A 26,046-nucleotide genomic window follows, 5' to 3' on the forward strand; every position below is an offset into this window, starting at 1 on the left:
ATTGACCAACAGGCCAGCATTACCTGACTTAAGGGCTATTCCACGCGGCGAGTAATAGGGCCATGCATTTTCGATATGAGCGCATAATAAATCAGTGCCGTTGCATTGAGGCATCACTTTGCCCGATAACCCGGGCTTCTATCCCTCCGTTGACTTGCCTCCGCTCTCTCAAAAGCAGCAATAGCGTCGCAACAAATGCAATCAGGCTTAAAATCGCAAACATGGAAAGCATTGCGTCATAGCCTTGTGGATTATTCGGCCCCGCTTTGAAACGGTCATTCAAATAACCAGCCCCGAAATTGGCCGCCGCGAGCCCCATAGACTGGATCATGTTTATCAGGCCAAAAGCGGTACCGACCCGATGCTTTTCGACAAGCATCGCAGTTGATGGCCAAATCACCGCCGGAATAACCGAAAAGCTTAAACCCATCAGCAATGTTGTGACCCACAAACCATATTCGGTTGTGACCAGAATGAAAAATGTCAGCGGCATCAACGCTGCGGCAAAAGTCAGCAAGCTTGCGCGGTGTCCGAAGCGATCTGCGATCAATCCGAACACGGGTGTCGCAAAAATTGCAGCGGCAAAGACATAGGAATTGGCGGTCCCGGCTTCCGCCAGATTCATCCCCTTCACATCCATAAAATATTGAATGGAAAAGGTCGAACGGAACGGGAAAAACACGCTGGCAAAAAGGACGTTGAGCCAAAGAATATACCAAAATGACCGGCTAAAACCGGAAAGGTCCTTGAGCGAAAAACGTTCCATTTTTTGCCCAACCGCACGAAGATGCGGTAATTTTTTATCCACGAGATAATAAACGAACGCCGAAAGAACTCCGGTTGCGGTCAATCCGGCCGCGAGCCATAAAGGGGCCTGCCAGCCTGCAGCGTATACTTCTGCAAACCAGCTCGTCGACTTGTCCGCGCTATAGGACCCCACCCGTGCCATTGAGAAAAACAAGGCGATCGCAAGCGCACCGCCGCCAAGATGGAACCATTGTGCAATTCCCACAAGGAGGGCGATATACAAGGTTTCGTTACCCAGCCCGAAAAGCAAACGACCGAGCAACATCAATCCGAAAGGTTCGCCGATTGCGGTCAATATCGCACCAATTGTGCAAATTATAGCTGCGATCAAGATAGCTTTGGCTGCACCAATGCGGTCGATCAATATGCCCCCAATCAGCGCGAGTGCGATATTGGGCAAGTTGAATACGGCATTCAGCAAACCGATCTGCGATTGGCTAAAACCACGTTCATCACGCAAAAGGCCGGCCACTGGCGCAATGGAATCATAGGTATAATAGCTGCCCATGATGGTGAATGCCGCAAGTGCCAACATAACCCATTTGGTGTGCTCAATACGCATAAATTAACCCCTATTTCAATCTCGCGCCTTGCCGGATCAATTCGCTTTGCACGGCTGTAATATCGACTTCGGTAAAGTTCCGATCCATTTTCACCCCGACCGCAGCAGCAGTCCCCGCACCTTGTCCTGCCACAGCGCAACACATCATATTCCGCACAGCGGCATGGCTTGTTTTGTCGCCGCCAATTGTCCGGCCTGTAACGATCAGATTTTTGACGTCAGTTGGCAACATGGCGCGGTAAGGCACTTGAAAATAGCGGCCTGTGGTCGGCAGTATGAGATATCCGTAGCCGTCGATAAATTCCGGGAAAATCCCGATGCTGTCTTCAAATCGCCCTTGTTCCATAACGTCGGCGGCGGTCATATTATATGCAGCATCGATCTTGCGTGTGTCCCGAATGCCCAGAGTCATACCAAAATTTCTTAGCTTTGCATCCTCACACCCTGGCATAAAAGACCTGAGCGCGTTTACTGCGTGCATCGCCTGCTTGCGCCCCGCCATTTCGCCATGGGTGAGCGCATCCGGGTCGGTCCCATCCAAATATAGATGACACATATTCAAATAGGTAAGATCGCCTTGGTCAGAAACGGTGCCCCATGTTCCCGCCATAGTTTTCACGCTATCCGGGATGAGCCCTGCCGCGAAGGCTTTTTGAAACGGCTTGCGAAGAAAAGGCGAGAACATATCGTCCTCTTTGCCGCTGGTTTTCACCTCCCACTCCCCACCCACAGCCCAATCGCTATAAGTTTGCGGGTCAGCTTTTACCGCATCGATAAAGCGCGTCTTGTTCACGCCGCACATTGAAAACATGACCGATACCGACATCATTTCGTCGACCGGATGCTTGTGCGTTGGTGCGCCAGCCCGATAGGCGATGTCGGCATCGCCTGTTGCGTCGATGACGCGTTTGGCCAAAATTGCTTCGCGCCCGGCCTTGCTCTCGACAATGACGCCTCTAATCGTATCACCTTCCATGATGGGTGCCACGAAAAGCCGGTGCAGCATCGGGATAACCCCTGCCTCTTCGACGAGCGTATCGGCGACATATTTGAAGCTTTCGGCATCGAGGCTGTGGCTGATGGATTGCGGTTCCGGCATGGCCGCGTCCATCTGCTTGGCGCGCTCTTCAAATTCGCGGCCGATGCCCTCGCTATCGATGGTTTGCGGATGGCGGTACCAGGCGAAGCCCTCGACGCCGACCTGCGTTATGTTGCCTCCAAAACAGCCATAGCGTTCGAGGAGGATCGTTTCGACACCCGTCCGAGCGGCAGCCAAAGCAGCAGCAAGTCCGCCGGGGCCTGAGCCGACGACAAGAACATCCGTTTCGCGAATAACGTCAATCTGGCGCGCGGGTTCATGAATGACCGGCCTCATCTTTGCGCCGTTTCCCAGTTATCGGCGACATAATAAGGCGCGTTTGACTGCGCCAAGAGCGGCTTGCCCAAAATATGATCCGCGCCCTTTTCGCCGATCATAATCGTCGGGGCATTCAGATTTCCGGTGGTAATCGATGGCATTACCGAACTGTCGACCACACGTAATCCGTCGACACCGATAACCCTCAATTCGCTGTCCACAACCGCCATAGCATCGGTGGCATCCCCCATCTTGCATGTACCGCATGGGTGGTATCCGCTTTCAACTTTGTCCCGGATGAAAGCATCAATTTCATCATCCGAAACAACATGGGCGCCAGGAGCAATCTCCTCGCCGCAAAAAGGTTCGAACGCTGCTTGGGCAAAAATCTCGCGCGTTAAAAGGACACCTGCGCGCATTTCGGCCCAGTCATCGGGATGACTCATATAGTTGAACTGGATAACCGGCTTGTCCTTTGCATCCCCCGAACGCAGAGTCACGCTTCCGCGGCTTTTGGATCGCATAGGGCTGACATGCGCCTGAAAACCGTGCCCCTCGACCATAGATTTACCATCATAGCGGACCGCGAGCGGGAAGAAATGATATTGGATATCAGGATATTTGATACCAGCCCTGCTCCGGATAAAACCGCAGCTTTCAAAATGGTTGGTCGCCCCCAAACCCTTGCGCGTCAAAAGCCACTGGGCCCCGATCAACCCTTTCGCAAACCAGTTCATATAAGGATAAAGCGTGACCGGCTGTTTACAGGCGACCTGAAAATAGAATTCGAGATGGTCCTGTAAATTTGCTCCGACCCCCGGACGATCCGCCACTATTTCAATACCGTGTCGGCGCAGTTCGGCAGCCGGTCCTACACCGGACAGCATCAGCAATTGGGGCGAGTTGATGGGACCGCCGGAAAGTATGACTTCGCGATTTGCATAAGCGACATGCGTCTGTCCTGCCCGTTGGTAACGAATGCCAACGGCCCTTCGCCCTTCCATTACTATCTGTTCGGCCATAGCGTGGGTAACCACCGTCAGATTGGCGCGTTTCATGGCAGGCCGCAAATAGGCCTTGGCGGCGCTACACCTCGCGCCATCGCGCACAGTCATATCCATACGGCCAAAGCCTTCCTGCTGCTCCCCGTTGATGTCCGATGTCACAGGATAGCCCGCCTGTGCAGCTGCATCTATCCACGCCTGATAGAGTGGATTACGCATCGGTCCATATCGGGTGTCCAGCGGGCCATCCGTGCCCCTGTAGCTATCGCCACCTTCATCCCGGCGCTCGGCCCGTTTGAAATAGGGGAGAACATTAGCATAGCCCCAACCATTCGCGCCCTGTTCTTGCCAAAGTTCAAAATCGATCGGATTGCCGCGCACATAGACAAGGCCGTTGATCGACGACGAACCGCCCAGCCCTTTGCCGCGCGGGGTATGCATACGGCGACCATTCAAATGCGGTTCGGGTTCGCTTTCATATTGCCAGTTATATTTGCGCGTGTTCATCGGGATCGAAAGCGCGCTCGGCATTTGTATAAAAACCGACCGGTCGGACCCGCCATATTCGAGCACCAACACCCGGCTTTGACCATCCGCGCTCAACCTGTCGGCCAGCACGCATCCCGCCGACCCTGCGCCGACAATGATGAAGTCAAAACGCTCAGCCATCGATATTGTCCATTGTTTCCCTGTGCGACGATTGGTGGTGCAAGGCGAGCAGACCTTTCAATGTCCCGCCACACATCAACAGCAATACGCCCGCGAGCGGCAGGCCGGTGGCGATTGCGCCCGCTTGTAACGAAGTCAGGCCGCCGCTGAGCAGCAGGACGATGCCGATCCCCCCTACGGCAAAAAGCCAGATCGCCTTCTGTCGCAGCGGCGTGTCGGTGCGTCCGCCCGACGTCATTGTGTCGATAACCAAGGTGCCGGAATCCCAGCCGGTGACAAAGAAAATCAGGATAAGTGCGATGGCGACGACCGAAGTGAATTGCGCCCAAGGAAGAGAAGCGAGCAGGACGAATAGCTGCGTATCCAGCGATGCTTGTGTCAATTCGGCACCGTTACCAGCGGCAATATGGGCGATGCTCGCGTCGCCAAATATCGTCAGCCAGATAATGCCCAGCATTGTCGGTGCAATCATGGCCCCTGCAACAAATTCACGAACGGTGCGACCCAGGGAAATGCGGGCCATGAACATACCGACAAAGGGCGCCCAGCTGATCCACCACGCCCAATAATAAACTGACCAGTCGTTATAGAAACCCGTGTCGGTCCGGCCTACCGGGTTGGAGAGTGCGGGCAGAAGGCTGAGATAGGTGACGATATTGCGCCCGAGATCGCCGAGCAATTGCAGCGTGGATCCGGTCGAGAGGACGAATACGAGCAAGGCAAAGGCGACCCACATATTGACTTCACTCAAGATGCGTATCCCCCGGTCGATGCCGCCACGAACCGACAAAAAGGTAATGGCGGCCATCACCGCTATCAGCATCAATATCGTGGTTGAAGAACTTGCGACACCATAAATATAACTGATTCCAGCCATCGCTTGTTGCGCGCCAAGTCCCAAGGAGGTGGCTAGACCAAAGATGGTCGCCAGCACCGCCAATATTTCGATCACATCCCCTGCCCGTCCCCACACGGCCTTGCCGAAAAGAGGATAGAAGGCCGACCGCATCGATAGTGGCATTTTGTAGTCGAAACTGAACACCGCCAGAGCAAGGCCCGTGACCGTGAAGATCGCCCACGGGTGGAGACCCCAGTCGAAAATTGTGGCCGCCATCGCCAAACCCCGTGCAGCCGCTGCGTCCCCGATCGCGCCACCCAAAGGCGCGCCTGAACCTCCGGCCATCGACGTTGTGAAATGGGTAACCGGCTCACCCACGCCGTAAAATACAAGACCGATTCCCATGCCTGCGCCAAAAAGCATCGCGAACCAGGATAGCCGGGAATAATCGGGCTTCATCCCCTTGCCGCCTAGTCTGATTTTACCGAGCGGAGACAGGGCCACGATCACGCAGAACAGCAACAGCACATTTCCTACGGACATGAAGAACCAGTCAAAATGCGCCACCGCCCCGCTCCGCAAGGCGGAAAAAAGATCTGCCGATGCCTGTGGCGCGACAAGGCTGAAAATGATGACGGCGAGCGAGATAAAGGCGGTGGGCAGGAATACTGCGGGGTTGATGTGCATACCCAGCCAGTTACGGTTCGACTTCCCGTAATCCCCCAAATCAATCGCTTTATCCCAATCCGCCAATATGTTCCCTCCTTGATACCAACTTGATATTAGTGGCGGGCCGCCGTTGTTAGTGCGGTCCACAACCATGGCGCAAAGCTGCGCCAAACTTCGACATGAAACCGGTCGTCGGCCAACCGCAGCAGAACAATTTCAACGGTTTCGAATATGGTCCGTGTTGCCCGTCCGACTGCAAATTTATCCAGATCAAGCGGACAGCCTGCGTTTAAAATTTCGGCGCTCCGCGGTCCTTCCACCACCAGACAAATCGCCCGTTCGCTGATATCGACAAGCGACACAGGAAGCCCTGCGCCAGTTATTATCTTGGAGCCTGTTGGCGCGCGCAGCAACCATTCATCCGGACCAAGACACGCAATCCCCTCTTCGGTAGCGCCGATTTTCTTCGGCACCTTGACCCCGAGCAAGGTTTCGAGCGCCTGTGGCTGACGCGCGCGCAGCGAATAGCGCATCATCGGTGCGGCCGGAATGACGGATATGCCGTCACCAACAAAGGGTGCGGAGGGAACTGGCTCGGCGCGTATTAGAGTGTCAGACATGCAGACGCGCTCCTTCCGGATCGTAAAACACTATCGAACTTACCGTGGCCTTATGCGTGCCGTCCGGCATTGGAACATAAATCGTCTCGCCCATCTTGGCATGGCCATTTGCAACCAACGCCATGGCTATCGAACGCCCCAGCGCTTCGCTCCAATAGGAAGAAGTCACATGGCCGATCATTGTCATGGGGACAGGCTGATGGGGATCAGCCACAATTTGAGCGCCTTCTTCCAAAACCATGCTGGGGTCTTCGGTCAGCAATCCGACCAACTGCCTGCGGCCAGCCGCAACAATGTCGGGGCGTGCAAGTGAACGCCGCCCTACAAAGTCCGGCTTCTTCTTGCCGACGGCCCAGTCCAGCCCTGCATCGTAAGGCGTGACCGTTCCGTCTGTATCCTGCCCGACAATGATAAAGCCCTTTTCCGCGCGCAGAACATGCATCGCTTCTGTGCCATAGGGCGTTATGCTAAAACGTTCACCTTCGGCCATCAGCCTTTCCCATAGGGCACGGCCATAAGCGGTAGGGACATTGATTTCGAAACCGAGTTCGCCAGTGAAGCTGACGCGGAACAAGCGCGTGGGAATGCCGCATATCCGCCCCTCGCGGATTGCCATGTGCGGGAATGCCTCCGGCGACAGGTCGATACCCTCCACCAGCGGCTCGATCAGCTTGCGTGCGTTGGGTCCCTGCAGCGCGATCACCGCATATTGCTCGGTAGTGCTGGTCAGCCAGACATTGAGGTCAGGCCATTCTGTCTGGAGATAATCCTCCATCATATTCAACACCCGGGCTGCGCCGCCGGTTGTCGTGGTCAGATGGAACCGGTCCGCCGCCAGCCGTGCGGAAACGCCGTCGTCGGTGATGAAGCCGTCCTCTTTTAGCAACAGGCCATAACGGCAACGGCCGGGCTCAAGCGCCTTCCACGGATTGGTGTACATGCGGTTCAAAAATTCGCCGGCGTCCGGACCGACGACCTCGATTTTGCCTAAAGTCGATGCGTCGAATATTCCGACGCCGGAGCGGACGGCAACACATTCACGGTTGACCGCCGCGTGCATATCTTCCCCGAATTTCGGAAAATAACGTGCCCTTCGCCACTGCGCGACCAGTTCGAATACAGCACCATTTTCGGACGCCCAGCCGTCGATATTGGTGGTCCGTGTCGCCTGGAACAGCGCGCCTTTCGCATGGCCCGCCAATGCCCCGAAAGTTTGCGGAGTATAGGGCGGACGAAAGGTGGTGAGGCCAATGTCGGGCACGGCCTTTGCCAAAGCGGTAGAGGCAATTTGCAGGCCATTCAGGTTCGATGTCTTGCCCTGATCGGTCGCCATGCCGTTGGTCGTGTAGCGTTTGATATGTTCGATCGACCGGAAACCTTCGCGCACCGCCAGATTGATATCCTTGGCCGTCACGTCATTCTGGAAATCGACGAATGCCTTGATCCGCGCCTGATCCTTGGGTGTCGGCAGTACATCCAGAATCGCACCCCTGCCAAAATCCCAATCGCCCGAGCAGGCCCCGATGCTGCGGCATTTTTCATTGGCCTGATCGGGGACATAAGCCCCCAAATCGTCGCGCCATTTCAGGCTGCCCTTGCTGTGCGACCACAGATGGACGCTCGGCGTCCATCCGCCTGCCATCAAGAGCGCGTCGCAGGTTATGCTGCTGCCAAGATAGTCGGCATTGTTGAAAATCTGGATGGATGTGACCCGATGCCGTCCCTTTACGCCGATGACGCTGTGGTTGAGATGGACCGCGATTCCCAATGCCGCCGCCTCTCCCAGCAAGTTTTCGTCCACATCATCGCGCGCATCGATGATCGCCGCAATTCCCACTCCGGCCTTTTTCAAGGCGAAAACATCATGCCAGCCACTGTCGTGCACGGCCATCAAGGCAAGTAATTTGCCGACGGCGACGCCATACCGGTTGGCGAATGTTTTGGCGGCCGACGACAGCATAACGCCGGGGGCATCATTGCCATCGAACACCAGCGGACGTTCAATCGCCCCTTGCGCCAACAGCACCTCACCTGCGCGGATACGCCACAATTTTTCTCGCGGAGCTTCGGAATTTTCGGACAGATGGTCCGTCAGCCTCTGGACAGCCCCAATGAAATTGTCGTGATAATAGCCAAAGGCCGTTGTGCGCGTCAGGATCGTCATATTCGCCGCAGCATTTAACGCCTTCAGGCTGCGCTCCAGCCACGGCCATAAAACCGGGTCGGCCAAGGCCCCGCCGCCAGCCTCATCCTGTTCGTCGATAAGGATAACGCGCCTGCCAGTGCCAGACGCCTCCAGCGCGGCATCCAGACCGGCAGGTCCCGCACCTACGATCAGCAGATCACAATGTGCGTAGATCGCGGCATAATTGTCGGGATCAACCTCGGTCGGTGCATCGCCCAAACCGGCCATTTTACGGATGGCCGGTTCATAGAGCCGGTCCCAGAACGAGCGCGGCCACATGAAGGTCTTGTTGTAAAAGCCCGCGGGGAAAAACATGCCGAGCCTGTCATTGATCGCGCCGAAGTCGGTCTTGAGCGAAGGCCAGCGGTTCTGGCTGGTTGCAAGCAATCCGTCGTGGATTTCCACATTGGTCGCACGCAAATTGGGGGTGAAACGTCCCGGCCCGCGATGGACAGATACGAGGGCATTAGGCTCCTCGCTCCCCGCCGCCAGCAGTCCGCGGGGGCGGTGATATTTGAACGAACGGCCAAAGAGCGATACGCCATTGGCCAGCAACGCCGACGCCAAAGTGTCGCCAGAAAAGCCTTGATAGCTTTTGCCGTCAAATGTGAAACTGACCGGCTTGCTGCGATCGACACGGCCACCGGCAGGTAAACGATAGCCGCTCATTTGCGGGGCTCCCCTGCCTTGTAGGTCGTTTCAAATTTGTCCGTCACGGTATCGCGCACCGCATTGAAAAAACGTCCGCAGCCATGGCTATGCCGCCAGCGTTCGTGATGCCGTCCGCGCGGATTGGCGCGAATGAACAGAAACCGCTCCCATTCTTCATCGCTATAGCTGTCGGGGTCTACGGGGCGTGCGATATGCGCTTGGCCGGCATAGGCAAATTCGATTTCGGGATGCTGTTCGTCGCAATAGGGGCAATGGATCAGGATCATCAGTGCGCCACCGCCGCTGCTGCCGCTTCGTCAATCAACCGCCCGTTGCGGAACCGGTCGAGGTTGAAGGGCGCGTTGATCCGGTGCGGCTCGTCTTTGGCCATGGTGTAAGCCAGCAAGTCACCCGCGCCGGGCGTCGCCTTGAACCCGCCGGTGCCCCAGCCGCAATTGACGTAAAGACCCTTGACCGGCGTCTTGCCCAATATGGGCGACCGGTCCGGCGTCACGTCGACTATGCCGCCCCATGTTCGCAACATCCGTACCCGCCGGTAAATCGGGAATATCTCGCAAATCGCGGCAAGTGTATGCTCGATGATATGCAGTGCGCCGCGCTGGGAATAGCTCACATATTGGTCCGTCCCCGCACCGATCACCAGCTCGCCCTTGTCCGACTGGCTCATATAGGCGTGCACGGTATTCGACATGACGACGCAGGGAAAAGTCGGCTTGATCGGCTCGGACACAAGCGCCTGCAGCGGATAGCTTTCCAGCGGGAAATCGAGGCCTGCCATCTGCATGACGACCGAACTGTTACCCGCCGCAGAAACACCAACCCGCTTCGACGCTATATAACCGCGCGTGGTTTCCACACCCTCGATCGCGCCGTCCGCCCCACGGCGGATTCCAGTGACGGCGCAATTCTGGATAATATCCACCCCAAGCGCAGCCGCTGCCCGTGCATAGCCCCACGCCACCGTATCGTGCCGCGCCGTTCCGCCTCGCCGTTGCAACGCGGCGCCCAACACCGGATAGCGGGCATCGGCGGCTATATTCAGCGGCGGGCAATAGGCTTTGGCTTCTTCGGGGGTCAGCCATTCATTATCGACCCCGTTCAACCGGTTCGCATGGATATGCCGTTTGAAGCTTTGGATATCATGGACATTGTGCGCCAGCATCATCACACCGCGCTTGGAATACATGGTGTTGTAATTCAGTTCCTGGCTGAGGCCGTCCCAAAGCTTGACCGCATGATTGTAAAGGTGCGCGCTTTCGTCATAAAGATAATTGGACCGGATGATGGTGGTGTTTCGGCCCGTGTTGCCGCCGCCAATCCACCCCTTTTCCAGGACTGCAACTTTAGTGATTCCGTATTTCTTGGCCAGATAATAAGCCGCGCCAAGACCGTGACCACCGCCGCCGACGATGATGGCATCATAAGACGCTTTAGGCGCGGCATCGGGCCATTGTTCCGGCCAGTCTTTATGCGCGCCTAGTGCTTTGGCGAACAGGCTAAAGGCACTGAAACGGGTCATGCTGAACCTTTGGTCAACGGCGCGTAAACAATGAACATGGTACAGCCACCTTTACTTCCCGCGCGGTGCATCGCACCCGGCATCCGGAGCAGAAAATCACCGGGGCCATAGCTTTCATCATCATCGAAAAAGTCACCGTCCATCACATATATCTGCTCGATTTCATTATGCGCATGCAACACGCCTAAAGGCCCGGGGGCAATTTTCAAAAGCATAGTACGGTACCCCCGAGGGTCATCGACAAGCGAGCGGATCATTTCGCCGGGCCGTTCACCCTGTTGCCAATCGCTTGCGGCCAGCTTCACGGAGCCTTGTGCGGGTAACATTCTCACGCCTCTTCTCGCTTCAGCGACTTTAACGACGCGGCGACATAGAAATCCTTGAAATACTCAACCAGCTTTTCTTCCACCGCATAAGGCCCCTGCTGATAGCCATCTGTGCTGATCCCCTGATGGTTCAACATCGAAAAATGCCCGTCCTGTGTGTTGGTTGTCCGCCACAGGGCCGCGATATGATCGGGATCATAATCCACACCTTCGACGGCATCTTCATGCACCAGCCAACTTGTCCGCAATAAAGTCTTGTCGGCAGCTAAAGGGGTCAGCGAAAAGGTGACGACATGGTCGCAGCAGAAATGATGCCAGCTGTTGGGCTGGGTCCAGACAGACAGGCTTGAGCTTTCCGGCTCTTTGAATGGCCCGATAAGTTTCTTGCAGGCAAGATTGCCGTCAATCGACTGGGTAACCGCTCCATTAGCCAACGGAAGCCGGGCAATCCTGTGCCACCAGCCATCGGGAAATTCGATAAGCTCGCGGAATATGCCAAGCTCTTTCCAATGCGCCCTCTTCGCCTCGACCATGGCATCAAAGGTCGCGTCATCGACGACATCCGCTTCGCCGTCCTCGGGCAAGCCTTTACCAAAGCCATATGTGCCCAGCACATGGATCAGTTCAGGATGCCCCGCGTCGCAATGATAGCATTCACGGTTGTTCTCCATCACCAGTTTCCAGTTGGCATTTTCGATATAATTATCCTGAATCACGACCTTCAGCCGTTCGATATCATAAATCGCGATTTGATCTTCAATGTCGGCTTTAACACGTTCAATCGGTGGCGGATTATCGTCCATACAAATGAAGATCAGCCCGCCGACATTTTCAAGCGCCACTGGATTCAGGCCGTAATCCTGCTTGTCGAAGTCCTCCGCCATGCTGCGCGCGGCGAGCAATTTTCCGTCGAGGCCATAGGTCCATTGATGATAAGGGCACATCAATCGTGCGGCGCGGCCGCGTTGCTCGGTGCAGATGCGTGCGCCCCTGTGCCGGCAACTGTTCCAGAAGGCGCGGATTTCATTGTCGCGGCCCCGCACGATGATGATTGCATTATGCGCGATCTCGAACACAAAATAGTCGCCGGGGTTCTTAACATGCGCCGCCGTACAGGCGTATAGCCAGACTGATTTAAGCATGACCTGCGTATCGAACCGGAAAGCCTCTTCACCCACATAAAGCTCGCGCGGCAGCGTGTACCCCTGCCGGTCTTTCTGCAAAAACGCGTTTATGGATTCAAAGCGCGACATGGCCTAGCTCCTGAGCGCCGCATTATCAGGGTCAAAGGGCGAATCCGCAATGATGCTGGCCTTATATCGGTTCCCCAATATCGCGATTTCCAACTCCGTTCCGGGAACCGCGAGGTCGGGTCGGACCATGGCCAACGCCAACGATTTGCCTACGCGCCAGCCATACCCACCCGATGTGGCGCGCCCTACGATTTCGTCGCCTAGATAAATCGCTTCCGAACCCCGCGCATCAGCATCGGTCACCTTATGCACTTCAATCGTCACGAGCGCGTTGGCGAAGCCCTTTTCCCGCCATGCCAGCAGGGATTCCTTGCCGTGAAAGCCCGGCTTTTTCAGGCTGACAAAGCGATCCAGCCCGCTTTCAAAAGCGGCATATTCGACCGACAGTTCGCGCGGGATCAGCTTATAGCTCTTCTCCAACGCCATCGAAGTCATCGCGCGGATGCCGAAAGGTTTAATGTCAAACTCGACCCCAGCCGCCATCAGCTGGTCGAAAATGTAGTTCTGCATTTCGATGGGATGGTGGATTTCCCACCCCAGTTCGCCAATGAAATTGACCCGCAACGCCTCAACCTGGGCGAGACCGATGCTGATCTTTTGTCCCGTCAGCCAAGGAAAGGCCTCGTTCGAAAGATTGGCAGCGGTCAGTTTTTGCAACAGCGCGCGCGACTTTGGCCCGGCCAATACAAGCACGCCCATCGATGTGGTCAGCCGTTCAAAACTCACCGACCCGTCCTTGGGCATCGCCTTTTTCAGATAATCATGGTCGTGCCGCTCATAGGCACCCGCCGACACCAGATAATAACGCTGCGGCGCGATCTTGTAGACGGTAAATTCGCTCCGCACCCCGCCCTTGTCGGTGAGCAGATAGGACAGCGTTACCCGACCCACTTTTTTGGGCACTGCATTGGTCAACAACTGATCAAGCCAAGCCTCTGCTCCCGGTCCGGATATTTCGCATTTGGCAAAGGCGCTCATATCCTGAATACCCACATTTTCATGTACATGGCGGCATTCATTGCCAACATGTGTGAAATAGTTGGACCGGCGGAAAGACCATTTTTCACGGACAGCTTCACCCGCCACAACGGGGTGATTGTCGTTCAACAGCACATCGGGCTTATCGAGATCGGCCCCGGTCAAGGCATAGCCTTCAGGTGCAAACCAGTTGGGGCGTTCCCATCCGAAAACGCTACCAAAGACGGCGCCTAGATTTTTCATACGGTCGTAGCACGGCGTGCGCCGCAACGCGCGACCAGCCTCCCGCTCTTCGTCGGGATAGTGCACTGTAAAAACCTTGGCATAGGCTTCTTCGTTCTTTTCGATCAGAAAGCCACGCCCTGCATAATCGCCAAAGCGGCGCGGGTCGACGCCCATCATGTCGATGGTCGGTTCACCATCGACAATCCAGTGGGCAAGCTGCCAACCCGCGCCGCCTGCGGCGGTAACCCCGAAACTATGGCCTTCATTTAGCCAGAAGTTTTTGAGGCCCCATGCCGGACCGACGATGGGCGACCCGTCGGGCGTATAGGCAATTGCGCCATTATAAACTTTCTTGATTCCCACCTCGCCAAAGGCCGGAACGCGCTTCATTGCGGCCAGAATATATGGTTCGAGCCGTTCGAGCGCGTCGGGAAACAATTCATACTCACTGTTCTCCGCCGGGCCGTCGACATAGCAAGCCGGCGCGCCGACTTCATAGGGGCCCAGCAGCAAGCCTCCCGCTTCTTCGCGCATATAATAGCTCGCGTCGGATTCCCGCAGCACGCCCATCTCCGGCAATCCGGCCTTTTTGCGGGCCATGATGTCGGGATGTTGTTCGGTGACTATATATTGGTGCTCGACCGGAATAACCGGAACATCCAATCCAACCATCGCCCCTGTCGCCCGCGCAAAGTTTCCGGAGCAGGAAACAACATGCTCGCACATAATGTCCCCTTGGTCAGTGGACACCAACCACTCACCATTGGGTTGTTGGGTAATGGCAGTAACCGTCGTGTTACGGTAAATAGTAGCACCCCGTTGCCGCGCACCCTTGGCCAGAGCCTGGGTCAGGTCCGCCGGCTGGATATATCCGTCATCCGGATGCTGGATAGCGCCAATGACGCCGTCTATATCGGCAAGCGGCCAGATGTCCTTGACCTGATCGGGCGTAAGGAAGTTGACGTTGACACCTATAGTCTTCGCGACACCTGCATAATAATGATACTCATCCATACGATCGCGCGTGGTCGCCAGACGGATATTGGTTACTTGCGAAAATCCAGCATGCAGGCCAGTTTCGGCTTCCAGACTAGGATACAGCCCGACCGAATATTGGTGCAGTTTTCCGACCGAATAGCTGAGGTTGAACAGCGGCAACAGCCCGGCTGCGTGCCAGGTGGACCCCGATGTCAGTTCCTTTCGCTCCAGCAGAACGACATCGCTCCACCCCATTTTGGCCAGATGGTATAATGTGCTGACGCCCACGACGCCGCCGCCAATAACCACTGCCCGTGCTGTCGTTTTCATTAAACCCACCCCGCGCTCGATGGATTTGCTATGTCAGAATAGGTTACCAGGCATCAATCATCTTGAGCCCGCACCGAGCATGCTTTCGACATTCTAATAGTAGCTATTAGCAATTTTGATTTTAATAACCGAAATGCTGATCCCAAGGTGCCGGGGTAACATTCAGTGGGTTATTGCGGAGCTTCCGTGTCGTATTTCAGTTCCAGATACCGCCCACGCACGGCGAGCTTGTCCAGCTCTCCGCGTGAAATCTGACCGGTCATCGTCTCGATCTCACGGTCGATCAGCTTCAACCCGTCGAGCAATTGCTGCTCGGGTGTCTTGCCGCCATGTTCCTTGCGCTTCAAACTTTCAGGGATACGCTTGTAGCCGTTAATCAGCTCGGGCAGATGTTCGCCCACCAATTTCCGCACTTCGCGCGCCGCAGGGTCATTATCGTCAAGCGATTGAAGCTGCGGTGCCAATTGATCGAGCCGAATGCCGATATCCTGCATCAAAGTAACCGCAGGGGCAGGCAATGCGGGGCGTTGGGATTCCAGCCATATTTCTGTTTTTCCCGCCAAAGTGCCCAAATCGGTCTGGCGCAAAGTTTCCGTCGTGGGCATCGGCATTGCAGGATAGCGCAGCAGCACATAAGCCGCCGCAGCCCCGACCAATCCGGTAATCATGACGCCCCAAAAGCCAATACCGTCAATGGCAGCGCCAACAATGCCTGCGCCGATCAGCACCGCACCGACGGCAAGTCCGGCCTTGCTGACTTTGCCCCAAAAATGTGCGCGCCGAAGCGCCATCGATTTCGTACCAATAGGCGGCAATCGCACATTACGAAGTGCACGGCGGCTGCTTTCAAGGATTTCGTCGGATTGCGAAGCGGGGCTGGTCATTCAAATCCTAATATTCTCAATTTTCCAGGGAAGCGAGCAGACCGCTTTCCTGCGTCGATTGCAGGGCCTGCGCCTGCCCTTCGGCGCGTGCGATATAGCCCTTTGATTTCTGCACTTCCTGTTCCAGCGCCTCGGACGTCTGCTTCATGCTGTCAAGCGCCTTCAGTTTGAACGTATCAATCGCATCCATTGTATCGTAGATATTCTGGAACGCACGGCTAAGCGTTTCCAGCGGGATCGTAGCACCTGCCGCCTGTTCATGAATGCGCGCCGTATTATCGCGCAAAAGCTTGCCAGTGGAATCAATGATATTGGCGGTAGTCGAGTTCAGCGCGGTAATCTGTTCAAGCACGAGCCTCTGGTTGGTCATGGCCTGCGCAACCGTCACCGCAGTGCGAAGCGCACCAACGGTTGTCGTCGACGCCCGGTCCACGCCCTTAACGAGCTCCACATTGTTTTTCTTGACCAGATCGAGTGCGAGATAACCCTGCACCGTTACCGCCATCTGGGTCAGCAGATCTTGGGTGCGCTGGCGCACATAGAATAAAGCACTTTCCTTGATGGCACGGGATTTTGCCGGATCGGAATGCTCAAGTTCAGCCGCCTTTTCTTCCAGCTTTGCATCCAGCTGCTTGGACATCACAACCATCTGTTCCAGCTTACCCATCGCAACCCAGAGATTCTGGCGCTCCACATCAATCGCCGCATTATCCATCAGCAATTCGTCCTTGCCATTGCCAAGGCGGCTGAGAATGGAACTGATATGGGTTTGCGAACTTTGGTAACTGTCGAAATAATTGCGTAATTTGCTACCCCAAGGAATGATACCGAACAACCGGTCCTTGGTCATCAGATTGCCCTTTTTCGAAGGGTCCAGATCTTCAACCACGCGTCGCAGTTCGGCAAGGTCGGCTCCTACACCTGATCCTTCGTCCATCCGGCGGATCGGTTTATCGAGGAAGCGGTTTGACTGGGCTGAAGCTTCCATGATCTCCTTGCGGCCCATATTGGTCAACTGGTCGACGCGTTTGCCGAACTCGGGGCTGTTGACGTCCTGCGCGATCAAATCGGCGACATAGGCGTCAACCCGTTCTTCAAGCTTCGTTTTCTGTTCATCGGTGACCGGCACCAATCCCATCGCCTGCTGCGGTGCGACGGTTGGCACAGGATCAGGCGGGGTCAGTTTCAACTCGCTTACGGTCTGGGTAACGGTTTCAGTCGACATCGTCAGTTTCCTCTGTCCTTCGGATATGTATCAGATGGAACGAGCGCCCGACCTTTTCAAGCACTTACGTCCCCAGCTGTATTATTTTTCTAATACAGCGCTTCAATTCTTCATCAATTCAGCTTCGACAAGGGGCGATAATCCTTCGACAACGCGCGCAACACCTTTGGCATTGGGGTGGATATTGTCATTTAACATCAGGTTCCTATCCATCACCACACCTTCCAGAAAGAAAGGATATAGCTTTGCGCCATATTGCGCGGCAACTTCGGGGAATAAAGGATTGAATGCACGCGCATAATCGGCACCCAGATTTGGCGCAGACAACATTCCGGTCAGCACAACCGGAATTTGGCGCCTTTTCAGTTCGGTCAACATCGCCTCAAGATTTGCGCGGGTCTGTTCCGGTTTGATCCCGCGCAGCATATCATTTCCGCCAAGCCCGAGGACCACAAGGTCTGGTTTACGTTCCAGATTATCCAGTACGAACGCCAGCCGGTTTTTGCCGGCTGCGGTCGTATCGCCCGAAACACCGGCATTATGCACCCGCGCTTTTATACCGTCGGCGACAAGCGCGGCCTGTAACTGCGGCGCAAGCCCCTCATTCGGGGCGAGTTGATACCCTGCATATAGGCTGTCGCCGAATGCCACGACCAACTTGTCGCTGGCGCCGACTTTGGCTGTGACCGCAATATCGGCAGGTTCCTCTACAGGGTTATTCCCACATGCACCTAGCCCTTGGATTGCGACCAATAGTGCACCATATACCAAAAAACTTCTGTTCATAAGGACATCCCTTTGCACGCTCCACGTAACATGGCATCTGATATGGCAATCCGCGCATCAAATGTCACCCTTAGCCTTGGTAGTAATGACGCCGAGGTGTCGATTTTACGCGGCGTCGATCTTGAAATACCCTATGATAGCAGCGTTGCCTTGTTAGGGCCTTCGGGTTCCGGAAAATCTTCTTTGATGGCGGTATTGGCCGGCTTGGAACAGGCAAGCGGAGGCACGGTCATAGTCGACGGCCTCGATTTTGCCAAATTGGACGAAGATGCGTTGGCACGGGCAAGGCGGGGACGTATTGGCATTGTGCTTCAGGCGTTCCATTTATTACCAACCATGACCGCGCTCGAAAATGTGGCGATCCCTATGGAATTGGCGGGCATAGAGGATGCTTTTGAGCGCGCGGCGACCGAATTGCAGGCGGTGGGCCTTGGGCATCGAACAACCCATTATCCGTCTCAACTGTCGGGGGGCGAACAGCAACGGGTTGCGATTGCGCGTGCTATGGCGGCGTCACCAAAGATCATTTTCGCCGACGAACCGACTGGCAATCTCGACGGGTCAACAGGTGCGTCGGTTATCGACCTCTTGTTCGAAAGAAGGGCGGCGTTAGGGGCGACATTGCTGATTATCACGCATGACCCCGAACTCGCGCGCAAATGCGACCGGGTCATCGCCATGCATGACGGGCATATTGTGGAAAGCGCAGCGTGACCCTGCCGATTGCGGTCATTTGGCGCATATCCCGCCGCGATTTGACTGCCCGTATCCGTGGATTGCGTTTGCTCGCCATCTGTCTGTTTCTTGGCGTGGCCACTTTGGCCGCGATCGGCAGTTTGACCGCAGGCATTAGCGAAGAATTGTCCCGTCGTGGTCAGACCATATTGGGTGGCGACATCGAAATCGGCATCGCCCAACGGCAGGCCAACGCAAAAGAATTGGCCGCTATGCAAAAAGCGGGGCCCGTTTCCCAAACCGTGCGGTTGCGTGCGATGGCAATTGGCACAGACAGCCTGCTTGCAGAGTTAAAAGCGGTTGATGCGCTTTATCCGCATTATGGCGCCTTGCGATTAAAGGACACAGGAGCCGTAAATGCACCTGCCAAAGGCGAAATTTACATCGGACCAACTTTATCCGATCGGCTCGATATCAAAAAAGGCGAAACCGTCCGCTTTGGCGAGGCCCGGTTCAAGGTCGCCGGCATCATCGACGAAGAACCGGACCGGCTGGGCGAAGGCTTCACGCTGGGGCCTGTAGCCATCATCAATATCGCTTCCCTGCCCGAAACCCGGCTTATTCAACCCGGAAGCATGTACGAATCCAAATACCGCATCAAACTTAGCGCCGAACAGGATGTTGCAGCCATCAGCAAATCTTTTGAATCGCGGTTCCCCTCGGCCGGGTGGGAAATAACCGACCGTTCAAACGGCGCACCCGGAACGCGGCGTTTTATCGAACGGATGGGCCAGTTTCTGACTTTGGTAGGTTTGGCCGCATTGGTCATCGCAGGAATAGGTGTCGGCAATGGTGTCGGCAGTTATCTCGCCAGCAAAAGCGCGAGCATTGCGACGTTAAAGGTCAATGGCGCGGATAGCGGCACCATTTTCCGTATATATATGCTGCAAATTCTCGCCGTGGCAGTTGTTGCCATATCCGTCGGTCTCGCGGTCGGAAGCGTGATGCCACTGGCGATTGGCCAAGTTGCCGGTGACATCCTGCCGGTTGCTCCCGGCTATGCGCTTCATCCGTTGCCGCTCGCTGTCAGCGCCTTGTACGGCCTGTTGATCGCGGTCGCTTTTGCCCTGCCTCCGCTGGCGCGGGCACGAACTGTCCCCGCCGCTGGATTATTCCGGGCAATTGTCGAAGGGAATTCCCGCATCGATCGGCGCAGCCTGATTTGGGTAATTGCATCTATCGCGGCCATCGTCGGGATTGCGGTCGTAACCGCGCGCGAACCGTTATTCTCCCTCGCTTTTGTCGGCGCTGCGTTTGGCCTTTTGCTTCTGCTTACGGGCATTGCATGGCTATTGCGCTTTATTGCGATGCGGATGCCAAGACCCAAAGCACCTTTGCTCCGGCTGGCACTCGCAAACTTGCACAGGCCCGGCGCGCAAACACAGGCACTGGTCGTTGCGCTCGGTCTCGGGCTAACGCTGTTTGTCACACTCGCCGCAATCCAGACGAGCATCAACAATGAAATAAAAAACAGCATACCCGACCGCGCGCCCACCTTTTTCATTCTCGATATTCCCCGCAACGGCGCCGCCCGATTTACCGAAATGGTCAAATCCGCCGATCCCGCAGCGTCTGTGAATATGATACCCGCATTGCGCGGAACTATCATTGAATTTGCCGGGCAACGGGTCGATCAACTCGACGAACTTCCCGATGGTGCATGGATATTGAACGGTGACCGAGGCCTGACGTATAGCGGCGCTCTCCCCAATGGCAGCGAAATCGTCGCGGGAAAATGGTGGCCGGCCGACTATAAAGGCCCACCGCTTATCAGCTTGGAGGCCGAGGTCGCCAAGACGCTGGGCATCGGTGTGGGTGACAGTATGACGATAAGCTTACTCGGCGTAGAAGTTCCCGCCAAAATCGCGTCATTACGAACGGTGAAATGGGACAATTTCGGCTTGAACTATGCCATAGTTTTCTCGCCCGGAAGCCTTGATACCGCACCCCACAATATGGTGGCGACGGTGACCGTTTCAAAAGCAGCCGAGCGCGTTTTGGCCAAATCGATCCCGCCGGTTTTTCCCTCGGCGTCATTGATTGAGGTCGGTGAAGTGACTTCGCAAATCACCATATTGTTGACGCAGATGGCGCAAGCCATCGCCGCGGCTGCATCAATCGCGATACTGGCCGGAATTGCTGTTTTGGTCGGTGCCATTGCCGCAGCCCGGCAATCGCGCATCTATGACAGCGTCATCATGAAAATGCTCGGCTCTTCACGCGGCCAGATATTGGGGGCGCAAGCCCTGGAATATGGCATATTGGCTTTGACACTTGGCCTGTTGTCCCTGGCCCTAGGCTTGGCCGCTGCATGGTATGTCGTGGTGCAGATATTTGATTTCAGCTTTGCGCCAGATCCGGCGATTTTATTGCTGACTCTGGTGGGCGGCGCCGGGTTGACCTTTGTGCTCGGCATTGTCGGCTCATTACCCATATTGGCGGCACGTCCGGCGCAAGCGTTACGCAGCCTTTAGAACATCCATTTTATTGCCGCTACGTTAGTCGGAATCGCCCTGCGTCGAGGCCAATCGCTTGGCCAGCGGGACGGACGCGATCAACTGCAACTGGTGATATAATATCGTTGGCAAAATCATCAGTCCGGCAATTTTGGGCGAAAACAGCAACGCTGCCATCGGCGCTCCGATTGCGATGCTTTTATGCGCGCCTGTGAACAATAAGCTGATCCGGTCGGAACGGGGTAGATCAAGAATGCCCCCGGCAAACCAGGCAGCAGCAAAGGCAATCCCCAGGAAAACTGCGGCAAAAAGAACGAGCAGCGCCAATGACGCGATGCTGATTACTTCAAGCGAACCGCTGCTTACTGCCGCACCAAAGGCAACATAAACCGCCAGCAAAATCACCCCGCGATCGCAAATGGTAAGCAGTTTCTTCTGCCGCGCCGCCCATTGCCCCAACCAGCTTTGTACAGCTTGCCCAAGTACAAAAGGCAAAAGCAGCATCGTGATGATCTTGATGACTATATCGCTGCCGATCACCACCCCCGATGCGCTGCCCAGCAATAGCGCAAAGAGCAGCGGTGTTGCAAATATTCCGGAGAGATTGGACAACGCCGATCCGATAACCGACGCGGCAATATTTCCTTTACCAAGGGTTGCATAGCTGACCGCCGATTGCACAGTCGATGGCAAGATTGCCGCGTAAAGCAAGCCGCTGGCCAATGCGGCCGGCAGAAACTGCGCCGCTATTGTCGACACGCCCAGTCCAAGCAATGGCATCAGGATAAAAGTGAAGGCAAGCATTATGCCTTGCAACTGCCAACCCATCATCGCCCGGGCAACTTCGTGGCGGGGCAAGCGCAATCCATGCAAGAAGAACAGGAAGAAAATACCCGCAAAGGATATGCTCTGCGCCAACGGCACGGCGTTCAACGGCACCGGCAATAACCAGGCCAGGACCAAAGTGCCAAACAGCAACAATACGAATTGATCGGGTAAAAATTTACGGAGCACGGCGGGCCAAAAATGTTATGTTCATCTTCGATGGAGCAATTTTGGCAAACGGGCAAGCGCGCACTTTACGTACGTAACAAAGTTATGCTATGTATGTTGGGTAAATTTGGAAAGGACTATCCCCATGAAGATGCCGAACGGTAAACTGATATTGATTTCATCGGCGGCGCTTATCGCCGTTGCATTATCCCCCGCTTTTGCTGCGGGTGGCGGTGGTGGTGGTGGCAGCGTGCCAAGCCAGTCAACTCCTGCCTATGATCCTACGGTCGATTACCAAAAGGGTGCGACTGCATTTCGCGCCGGACAATATGACGAAGCGGTAAAGGCGTTCAAACGTGTCGTTCGTGCAATGCCCCGCAACGCACAGGCGCAGTATCTGCTCGGTGCTAGCTATATGGCTTTGGCCGACTTCAAAAAGGCCAAGGGTCCAATGACTTTGGCTGTTAAGTACGACGACAAAATGATCGATGCAAAACGCGATCTGGGTATCGTCCACGCAAAACTGGGCGCCGCCGCAAAGGCCAACGAACAATTGGCCGCGCTGAAAGTTCTTGAAATAAATTGCGGCGCTGGCTGCCGTGACAAGAAGCAGCTCAAAGAAGCCGTAGCCCAGGTCGAAGCCGCTTTGGTCGCTGGCAAAACGGCATTGGGACCAGTGAAACCGGATATGTATCTGGCGCAGGCGGTTTCTGCCGATGAAACTTATGTACAGGCCGTCGCATTGATTAACGAAAAACGGTATCAGGACGCAATTGCCAAGCTGGATAACGCATTGTGGGCTGCCGGTCCGCATCCTGACATTCTTACCTATTTGGGTTTCGCAAACCGCAAGTTGCAGAATTTTGAAGTGGCAGAAGGTTATTATCAGGCGGCATTGACCATTGCCCCGCAACATCGCGGCGCACTGGAATATTATGGCGAACTCAAGCTGGAGCGCGGCAACGTAGCCGGGGCCAAGGCGCATCTGGCCAAGTTGGAAGCATTGTGTGGTTACGGCTGTCACGAAGCGGACGAACTGCGTCGCTGGATCAAGGATGCGGCAACATCCGCAAGCTGATCCTCTCGATCACATCTGGAATATTAAGCGGGGCTGCAATCGCGGCCTCGCCTACCCTTATAATACAATCCTTATGGTGGACCGACTCCGGTGCCGAAGTCGCCGCAGCGACCACGCAGCCGTCCAGTTGCCTGTCGTTCGATCAACGCGATGCCGACCTATTGAAGGCCGGGTTGGCCATTTTCAACACCCCGAGCCTGCTTGGCGGCCAAGCCGCAAAGGCGGGCTTAAGCTGCAATAGCTGCCACGACAATGGCCGCAACAACCCGCATTTCCGCGTTGAAGGCCTGTCATCTGAATCGGGGACAGCCGATGTCACCAGTTCTTTCTTCAGTATATTGCGTAGTAACAAGGCCTATGATCCCGTTGAAATTCCTGATCTTGCTAATCCAGGCAAGGTTTCTCGTGCGCCGGACGACCCCGCGCTTGAACGCTTGATACGGACACTGATCGTCGAAGAATTCGCGGGCAAGGAACCGAGCGCCACTACATTAAAGGCACTTGCGACTTACGTACGTGCGATCCGGAAATGTGACGGCACCACGTCGCAGGAACGCCGCCTGAAGGATCAGTTGCACCTGATCGACGCCGCCATTGATGGCGCGTTGGCGATGCACCAAAATGACGATGAGGAGGCGGCAAAATTGCTGGTTCGTGCTGCGCGCCATCAATTGGGCCTGATCGACGAACGTTTTTCTGCATCGCGGTTTGGCGTTGAACGCCAATTGTTGCTCGATGCCTCACGGCATTTGCAGGATGTAGCGGACACCCAATTCGGCACGGGTTTTTCGGCGTCGCTAATATCGTGGCGCGCCGATTTCAAATCCGGCCTGGCGCAGCGCCTTGCCGCGAAAGAACATCAGTCGCTTTACAACCCGAAAAAGCTGGAAGTCGCCATTAAACGCAATGCCAGTTCTGCATTCTAACAAACTGCAACGCCCATTTTCATTCATCTGACCGTTCGAATGTTGCGCCGCAGCACATATTGCGTTAAGGGCGCGCCAGAATCCGGTGGCATGTTGCTGCCTAACTGACCTCCCAAAAGGCACTTTGTAAATGTCCCAGCGTAATATCGCCATCATCGCGCACGTCGACCACGGTAAAACCACCTTAGTTGACCAGCTTTTCCGCCAATCCGGAACTTTCCGTGACAATCAGCGCATCGAAGAACGCGCGATGGATTCCAACGATCTGGAAAAAGAACGTGGCATCACGATTCTTGCCAAATGCACCAGTGTCGAATGGAACGAAACCCGCATCAACATCGTCGACACCCCCGGCCACGCCGACTTTGGTGGAGAAGTTGAGCGTATTTTGAGCATGGTGGACGGCGTTATCTTGCTCGTCGATTCGTCCGAAGGCGCAATGCCGCAAACGAAATTTGTGACCGGTAAAGCGCTGGCGCTCGGCTTGCGTCCTATCGTTGTTGTCAACAAGGTCGACCGCCCCGACGAACGCATTCAGGAAGTTCTGGACGAAGTATTCGACCTGTTCGTATCGCTTGATGCCACAGACGAGCAGCTTGACTTCCCCGTTCTCTATGCCTCGGGCCGCAACGGCTATGCCTCGATTGACCCGAGCGCACGCGAAGGCACTTTGACGCCGATGTTCGAAACCATTGTCGCGCATGTTCCTGAGCCAAAAGCCGATGTCGATGGCGAGTTCAAGATGCTCGTGACCCTGTTGGACCGTGACAACTTCCTTGGCCGCATCCTGACCGGCCTCGTCCTGTCCGGTACCGTCAAGGTCAACCAACAGATCCACGCGCTGAACCCGGATGGCAAAATTGTCGAAGCGGGCCGTGCGTCAAAAATCATGTCGTTCCGAGGGCTGGAGCGTATTCCCGTCGATCAGGCGCAGGCTGGTGATATCATCTCTATCGCAGGACTGACGACCGCTACGGTGGCCGACACTATTGCAGAGCCGAGCGTGACCGAACCTCTTCACGCACAGCCCATTGACCCCCCCACCCTCTCGATGCGCTTCTCTGTGAATGATTCGCCGATGGCTGGCCGCGAAGGCACAAAGGTCACGAGCCGCATGATCCGCGACCGCCTGTTGCGTGAAGCAGAGAGCAACGTCGCCATTCGCGTGACCGAATCTGCCGATCGTGATAGCTTTGAAGTGGCAGGGCGCGGAGAACTCCAGCTGGGCGTATTGATCGAAACGATGCGCCGCGAAGGCTTCGAACTGGGCATTTCTCGCCCCAAGGTGCTTTTCCGCGAAGACGAATCCGGCAATCGCACTGAACCTTATGAAACCGTTGTCATCGACGTTGACGATGAACATTCAGGTACAGTGGTCGAAAAAATGGCCATTCGCAAAGGTGAAATGACCGATATGCGCCCATCAGGCGGGGCAAAGACACGCATCACGTTCAGCGCGCCGTCGCGCGGCCTGATCGGCTATCATGGCGAATTCCTGTCGGACACACGCGGCACCGGAATTATGAACCGTTTGTTCGAAAAATATGGCCCGTATCGCGGCCCGATCGAAGGCCGGAAAAACGGCGTGCTGATTTCCAATGGAAATGGCGATGCGGTTGCTTACGCACTTGGCCCGTTGGAAGAGCGCGGCATATTGTTCGTCTCCCCCGGCGAAGCGCTTTATGAAGGCATGATTATCGGCGAAAATGCCAAACCCGACGACCTTGAAGTCAACCCGATGAAGTCAAAGCAGCTGACGAACTTCCGTTCGACCGGCAAGGATGACGCCATCCGCCTGACCCCGCCTAAAGTCATGACGCTCGAACAGGCCATTGCCTATATCGACGACGACGAAATGGTCGAAGTCACACCGAAGAATATCCGTATCCGCAAGGGGATGCTCGACCCGAACGAACGGAAAAAGGCATCGCGAAAGAAAGAAGCGGCTTAAATCAAGCGTCCGGGACAGTC

The 26,046-nt window shown here is 55.6% G+C and carries 20 protein-coding genes; 5 read left to right on the forward strand and 15 right to left on the reverse strand.

Features of this window, described 5'->3' with window-relative positions:
- Nucleotides 1-91: 91 nt before the first annotated feature.
- The 14 genes from ACEW72_RS08055 to ACEW72_RS08120 all read right to left on the reverse strand — a co-directional run bounded on the left by ACEW72_RS08055 (nt 92) and on the right by ACEW72_RS08120 (nt 17,887).
- On the reverse strand, nt 92-1,369 hold the full coding sequence (locus ACEW72_RS08055) for an MFS transporter (protein WP_373475866.1): 1,278 nt from the start codon (nt 1,367-1,369) through the stop codon (nt 92-94).
- Nucleotides 1,370-1,379: 10 nt separating this feature from the next.
- Nucleotides 1,380-2,744: an FAD-dependent oxidoreductase gene (locus ACEW72_RS08060; protein ID WP_373475867.1), complete on the reverse strand. Its 1,365-nt coding sequence runs from the start codon at nt 2,742-2,744 to the stop codon at nt 1,380-1,382.
- On the reverse strand, nt 2,741-4,399 hold the full coding sequence (gene betA / locus ACEW72_RS08065) for a choline dehydrogenase (RefSeq protein WP_373475868.1): 1,659 nt from the start codon (nt 4,397-4,399) through the stop codon (nt 2,741-2,743). The genes ACEW72_RS08060 and betA overlap by 4 nt, the downstream gene beginning before the upstream one ends.
- Nucleotides 4,392-5,990, reverse strand: a complete 1,599-nt coding sequence (locus ACEW72_RS08070) for a BCCT family transporter (protein ID WP_373475869.1) — start codon at nt 5,988-5,990, stop codon at nt 4,392-4,394. The genes betA and ACEW72_RS08070 overlap by 8 nt, the downstream gene beginning before the upstream one ends.
- Nucleotides 5,991-6,019: 29 nt before the next feature.
- Nucleotides 6,020-6,526, reverse strand: a complete 507-nt coding sequence (locus ACEW72_RS08075) for a sarcosine oxidase subunit gamma (RefSeq protein ID WP_373475870.1) — start codon at nt 6,524-6,526, stop codon at nt 6,020-6,022.
- A complete protein-coding gene (locus ACEW72_RS08080; protein WP_373475871.1) occupies nt 6,519-9,380 on the reverse strand; it encodes a 2Fe-2S iron-sulfur cluster-binding protein in 2,862 nt (953 codons plus the stop codon). Before ACEW72_RS08080 ends, ACEW72_RS08075 begins: the two co-directional genes overlap by 8 nt.
- The gene (locus ACEW72_RS08085; RefSeq protein WP_373475872.1) at nt 9,377-9,649 is read right to left on the reverse strand and encodes a sarcosine oxidase subunit delta; all 273 of its coding nucleotides are present in this window, start codon (nt 9,647-9,649) and stop codon (nt 9,377-9,379) included. The genes ACEW72_RS08080 and ACEW72_RS08085 overlap by 4 nt, the downstream gene beginning before the upstream one ends.
- Nucleotides 9,649-10,902, reverse strand: coding sequence for a sarcosine oxidase subunit beta family protein (locus ACEW72_RS08090; RefSeq protein WP_373475873.1), 1,254 nt, complete (start codon nt 10,900-10,902; stop codon nt 9,649-9,651). The genes ACEW72_RS08085 and ACEW72_RS08090 overlap by 1 nt, the downstream gene beginning before the upstream one ends.
- On the reverse strand, nt 10,899-11,228 hold the full coding sequence (locus ACEW72_RS08095; RefSeq protein ID WP_373475874.1) for a cupin domain-containing protein: 330 nt from the start codon (nt 11,226-11,228) through the stop codon (nt 10,899-10,901). Before ACEW72_RS08095 ends, ACEW72_RS08090 begins: the two co-directional genes overlap by 4 nt.
- A 2-nt stretch (nt 11,229-11,230) precedes the next feature.
- Nucleotides 11,231-12,481, reverse strand: coding sequence for an aromatic ring-hydroxylating dioxygenase subunit alpha (locus tag ACEW72_RS08100; RefSeq protein WP_373475875.1), 1,251 nt, complete (start codon nt 12,479-12,481; stop codon nt 11,231-11,233).
- A gap of 3 nt (nt 12,482-12,484) precedes the next feature.
- Nucleotides 12,485-14,992, reverse strand: coding sequence for an FAD-dependent oxidoreductase (locus ACEW72_RS08105; protein ID WP_373475876.1), 2,508 nt, complete (start codon nt 14,990-14,992; stop codon nt 12,485-12,487).
- Nucleotides 14,993-15,162: 170 nt separating this feature from the next.
- Entirely contained in the window at nt 15,163-15,876 is a 714-nt protein-coding gene (locus ACEW72_RS08110; protein WP_373475877.1) for a hypothetical protein, read from the reverse strand.
- 16 nt (nt 15,877-15,892) lie between these two features.
- On the reverse strand, nt 15,893-17,101 hold the full coding sequence (locus ACEW72_RS08115) for a toxic anion resistance protein (protein WP_373475878.1): 1,209 nt from the start codon (nt 17,099-17,101) through the stop codon (nt 15,893-15,895).
- A gap of 102 nt (nt 17,102-17,203) precedes the next feature.
- Nucleotides 17,204-17,887 (reverse strand): arylesterase, encoded by a 684-nt coding sequence (locus tag ACEW72_RS08120; protein WP_373475879.1) that lies wholly within the window; start codon nt 17,885-17,887, stop codon nt 17,204-17,206.
- A 30-nt stretch (nt 17,888-17,917) separates the two neighbouring features.
- On the opposite strand from ACEW72_RS08120, the gene ACEW72_RS08125 reads away from it, so the two are divergent.
- The gene (locus ACEW72_RS08125) at nt 17,918-18,601 is read left to right on the forward strand and encodes an ABC transporter ATP-binding protein (RefSeq protein WP_373475880.1); all 684 of its coding nucleotides are present in this window, start codon (nt 17,918-17,920) and stop codon (nt 18,599-18,601) included.
- Nucleotides 18,598-21,096: an ABC transporter permease gene (locus ACEW72_RS08130; RefSeq protein ID WP_373475881.1), complete on the forward strand. Its 2,499-nt coding sequence runs from the start codon at nt 18,598-18,600 to the stop codon at nt 21,094-21,096. The genes ACEW72_RS08125 and ACEW72_RS08130 overlap by 4 nt, the downstream gene beginning before the upstream one ends.
- A gap of 24 nt (nt 21,097-21,120) precedes the next feature.
- Here ACEW72_RS08130 and ACEW72_RS08135 read toward each other — a convergent pair whose 3' ends face one another.
- Entirely contained in the window at nt 21,121-22,092 is a 972-nt protein-coding gene (locus tag ACEW72_RS08135; RefSeq protein ID WP_373475882.1) for a bile acid:sodium symporter family protein, read from the reverse strand.
- Between the two features lie 124 nt (nt 22,093-22,216).
- Here ACEW72_RS08135 and ACEW72_RS08140 point away from each other — a divergent pair, with 124 nt between their 5' ends.
- From ACEW72_RS08140 to typA, 3 genes are all read left to right on the forward strand, one after another.
- Entirely contained in the window at nt 22,217-23,149 is a 933-nt protein-coding gene (locus ACEW72_RS08140) for a tetratricopeptide repeat protein (RefSeq protein ID WP_373475883.1), read from the forward strand.
- Nucleotides 23,077-24,075 (forward strand): hypothetical protein, encoded by a 999-nt coding sequence (locus tag ACEW72_RS08145; RefSeq protein WP_373475884.1) that lies wholly within the window; start codon nt 23,077-23,079, stop codon nt 24,073-24,075. The genes ACEW72_RS08140 and ACEW72_RS08145 overlap by 73 nt, the downstream gene beginning before the upstream one ends.
- Before the next feature lie 130 nt (nt 24,076-24,205).
- Nucleotides 24,206-26,026: a translational GTPase TypA gene (typA, locus tag ACEW72_RS08150; protein ID WP_373475885.1), complete on the forward strand. Its 1,821-nt coding sequence runs from the start codon at nt 24,206-24,208 to the stop codon at nt 26,024-26,026.
- The last annotated feature ends 20 nt before the right edge of the window (nt 26,027-26,046 follow it).

Origin of the sequence: Sphingorhabdus sp. (assembly GCF_041737645.1) — a bacterium.
In the GTDB taxonomy this organism is placed as follows: Bacteria; Pseudomonadota; Alphaproteobacteria; order Sphingomonadales; family Sphingomonadaceae; genus Sphingorhabdus_B.

Coding starts and splice junctions, on each gene's coding strand:
- ACEW72_RS08090 (WP_373475873.1), bottom strand. CDS start 10,902: ATGACCCGTTTCAGTGCCTTTAGCCTGTTCGCCAAAGCACTAGGCGCG.
- ACEW72_RS08055 (WP_373475866.1), bottom strand. CDS start 1,369: ATGCGTATTGAGCACACCAAATGGGTTATGTTGGCACTTGCGGCATTC.
- ACEW72_RS08110 (WP_373475877.1), bottom strand. CDS start 15,876: ATGACCAGCCCCGCTTCGCAATCCGACGAAATCCTTGAAAGCAGCCGC.
- typA (WP_373475885.1), top strand. CDS start 24,206: ATGTCCCAGCGTAATATCGCCATCATCGCGCACGTCGACCACGGTAAA.
- ACEW72_RS08105 (WP_373475876.1), bottom strand. CDS start 14,992: ATGAAAACGACAGCACGGGCAGTGGTTATTGGCGGCGGCGTCGTGGGC.
- ACEW72_RS08100 (WP_373475875.1), bottom strand. CDS start 12,481: ATGTCGCGCTTTGAATCCATAAACGCGTTTTTGCAGAAAGACCGGCAG.
- betA (WP_373475868.1), bottom strand. CDS start 4,399: ATGGCTGAGCGTTTTGACTTCATCATTGTCGGCGCAGGGTCGGCGGGA.
- ACEW72_RS08120 (WP_373475879.1), bottom strand. CDS start 17,887: ATGAACAGAAGTTTTTTGGTATATGGTGCACTATTGGTCGCAATCCAA.
- ACEW72_RS08095 (WP_373475874.1), bottom strand. CDS start 11,228: ATGTTACCCGCACAAGGCTCCGTGAAGCTGGCCGCAAGCGATTGGCAA.
- ACEW72_RS08140 (WP_373475883.1), top strand. CDS start 22,217: ATGAAGATGCCGAACGGTAAACTGATATTGATTTCATCGGCGGCGCTT.
- ACEW72_RS08075 (WP_373475870.1), bottom strand. CDS start 6,526: ATGTCTGACACTCTAATACGCGCCGAGCCAGTTCCCTCCGCACCCTTT.
- ACEW72_RS08115 (WP_373475878.1), bottom strand. CDS start 17,101: ATGTCGACTGAAACCGTTACCCAGACCGTAAGCGAGTTGAAACTGACC.
- ACEW72_RS08080 (WP_373475871.1), bottom strand. CDS start 9,380: ATGAGCGGCTATCGTTTACCTGCCGGTGGCCGTGTCGATCGCAGCAAG.
- ACEW72_RS08085 (WP_373475872.1), bottom strand. CDS start 9,649: ATGATCCTGATCCATTGCCCCTATTGCGACGAACAGCATCCCGAAATC.
- ACEW72_RS08125 (WP_373475880.1), top strand. CDS start 17,918: ATGGCATCTGATATGGCAATCCGCGCATCAAATGTCACCCTTAGCCTT.
- ACEW72_RS08060 (WP_373475867.1), bottom strand. CDS start 2,744: ATGAGGCCGGTCATTCATGAACCCGCGCGCCAGATTGACGTTATTCGC.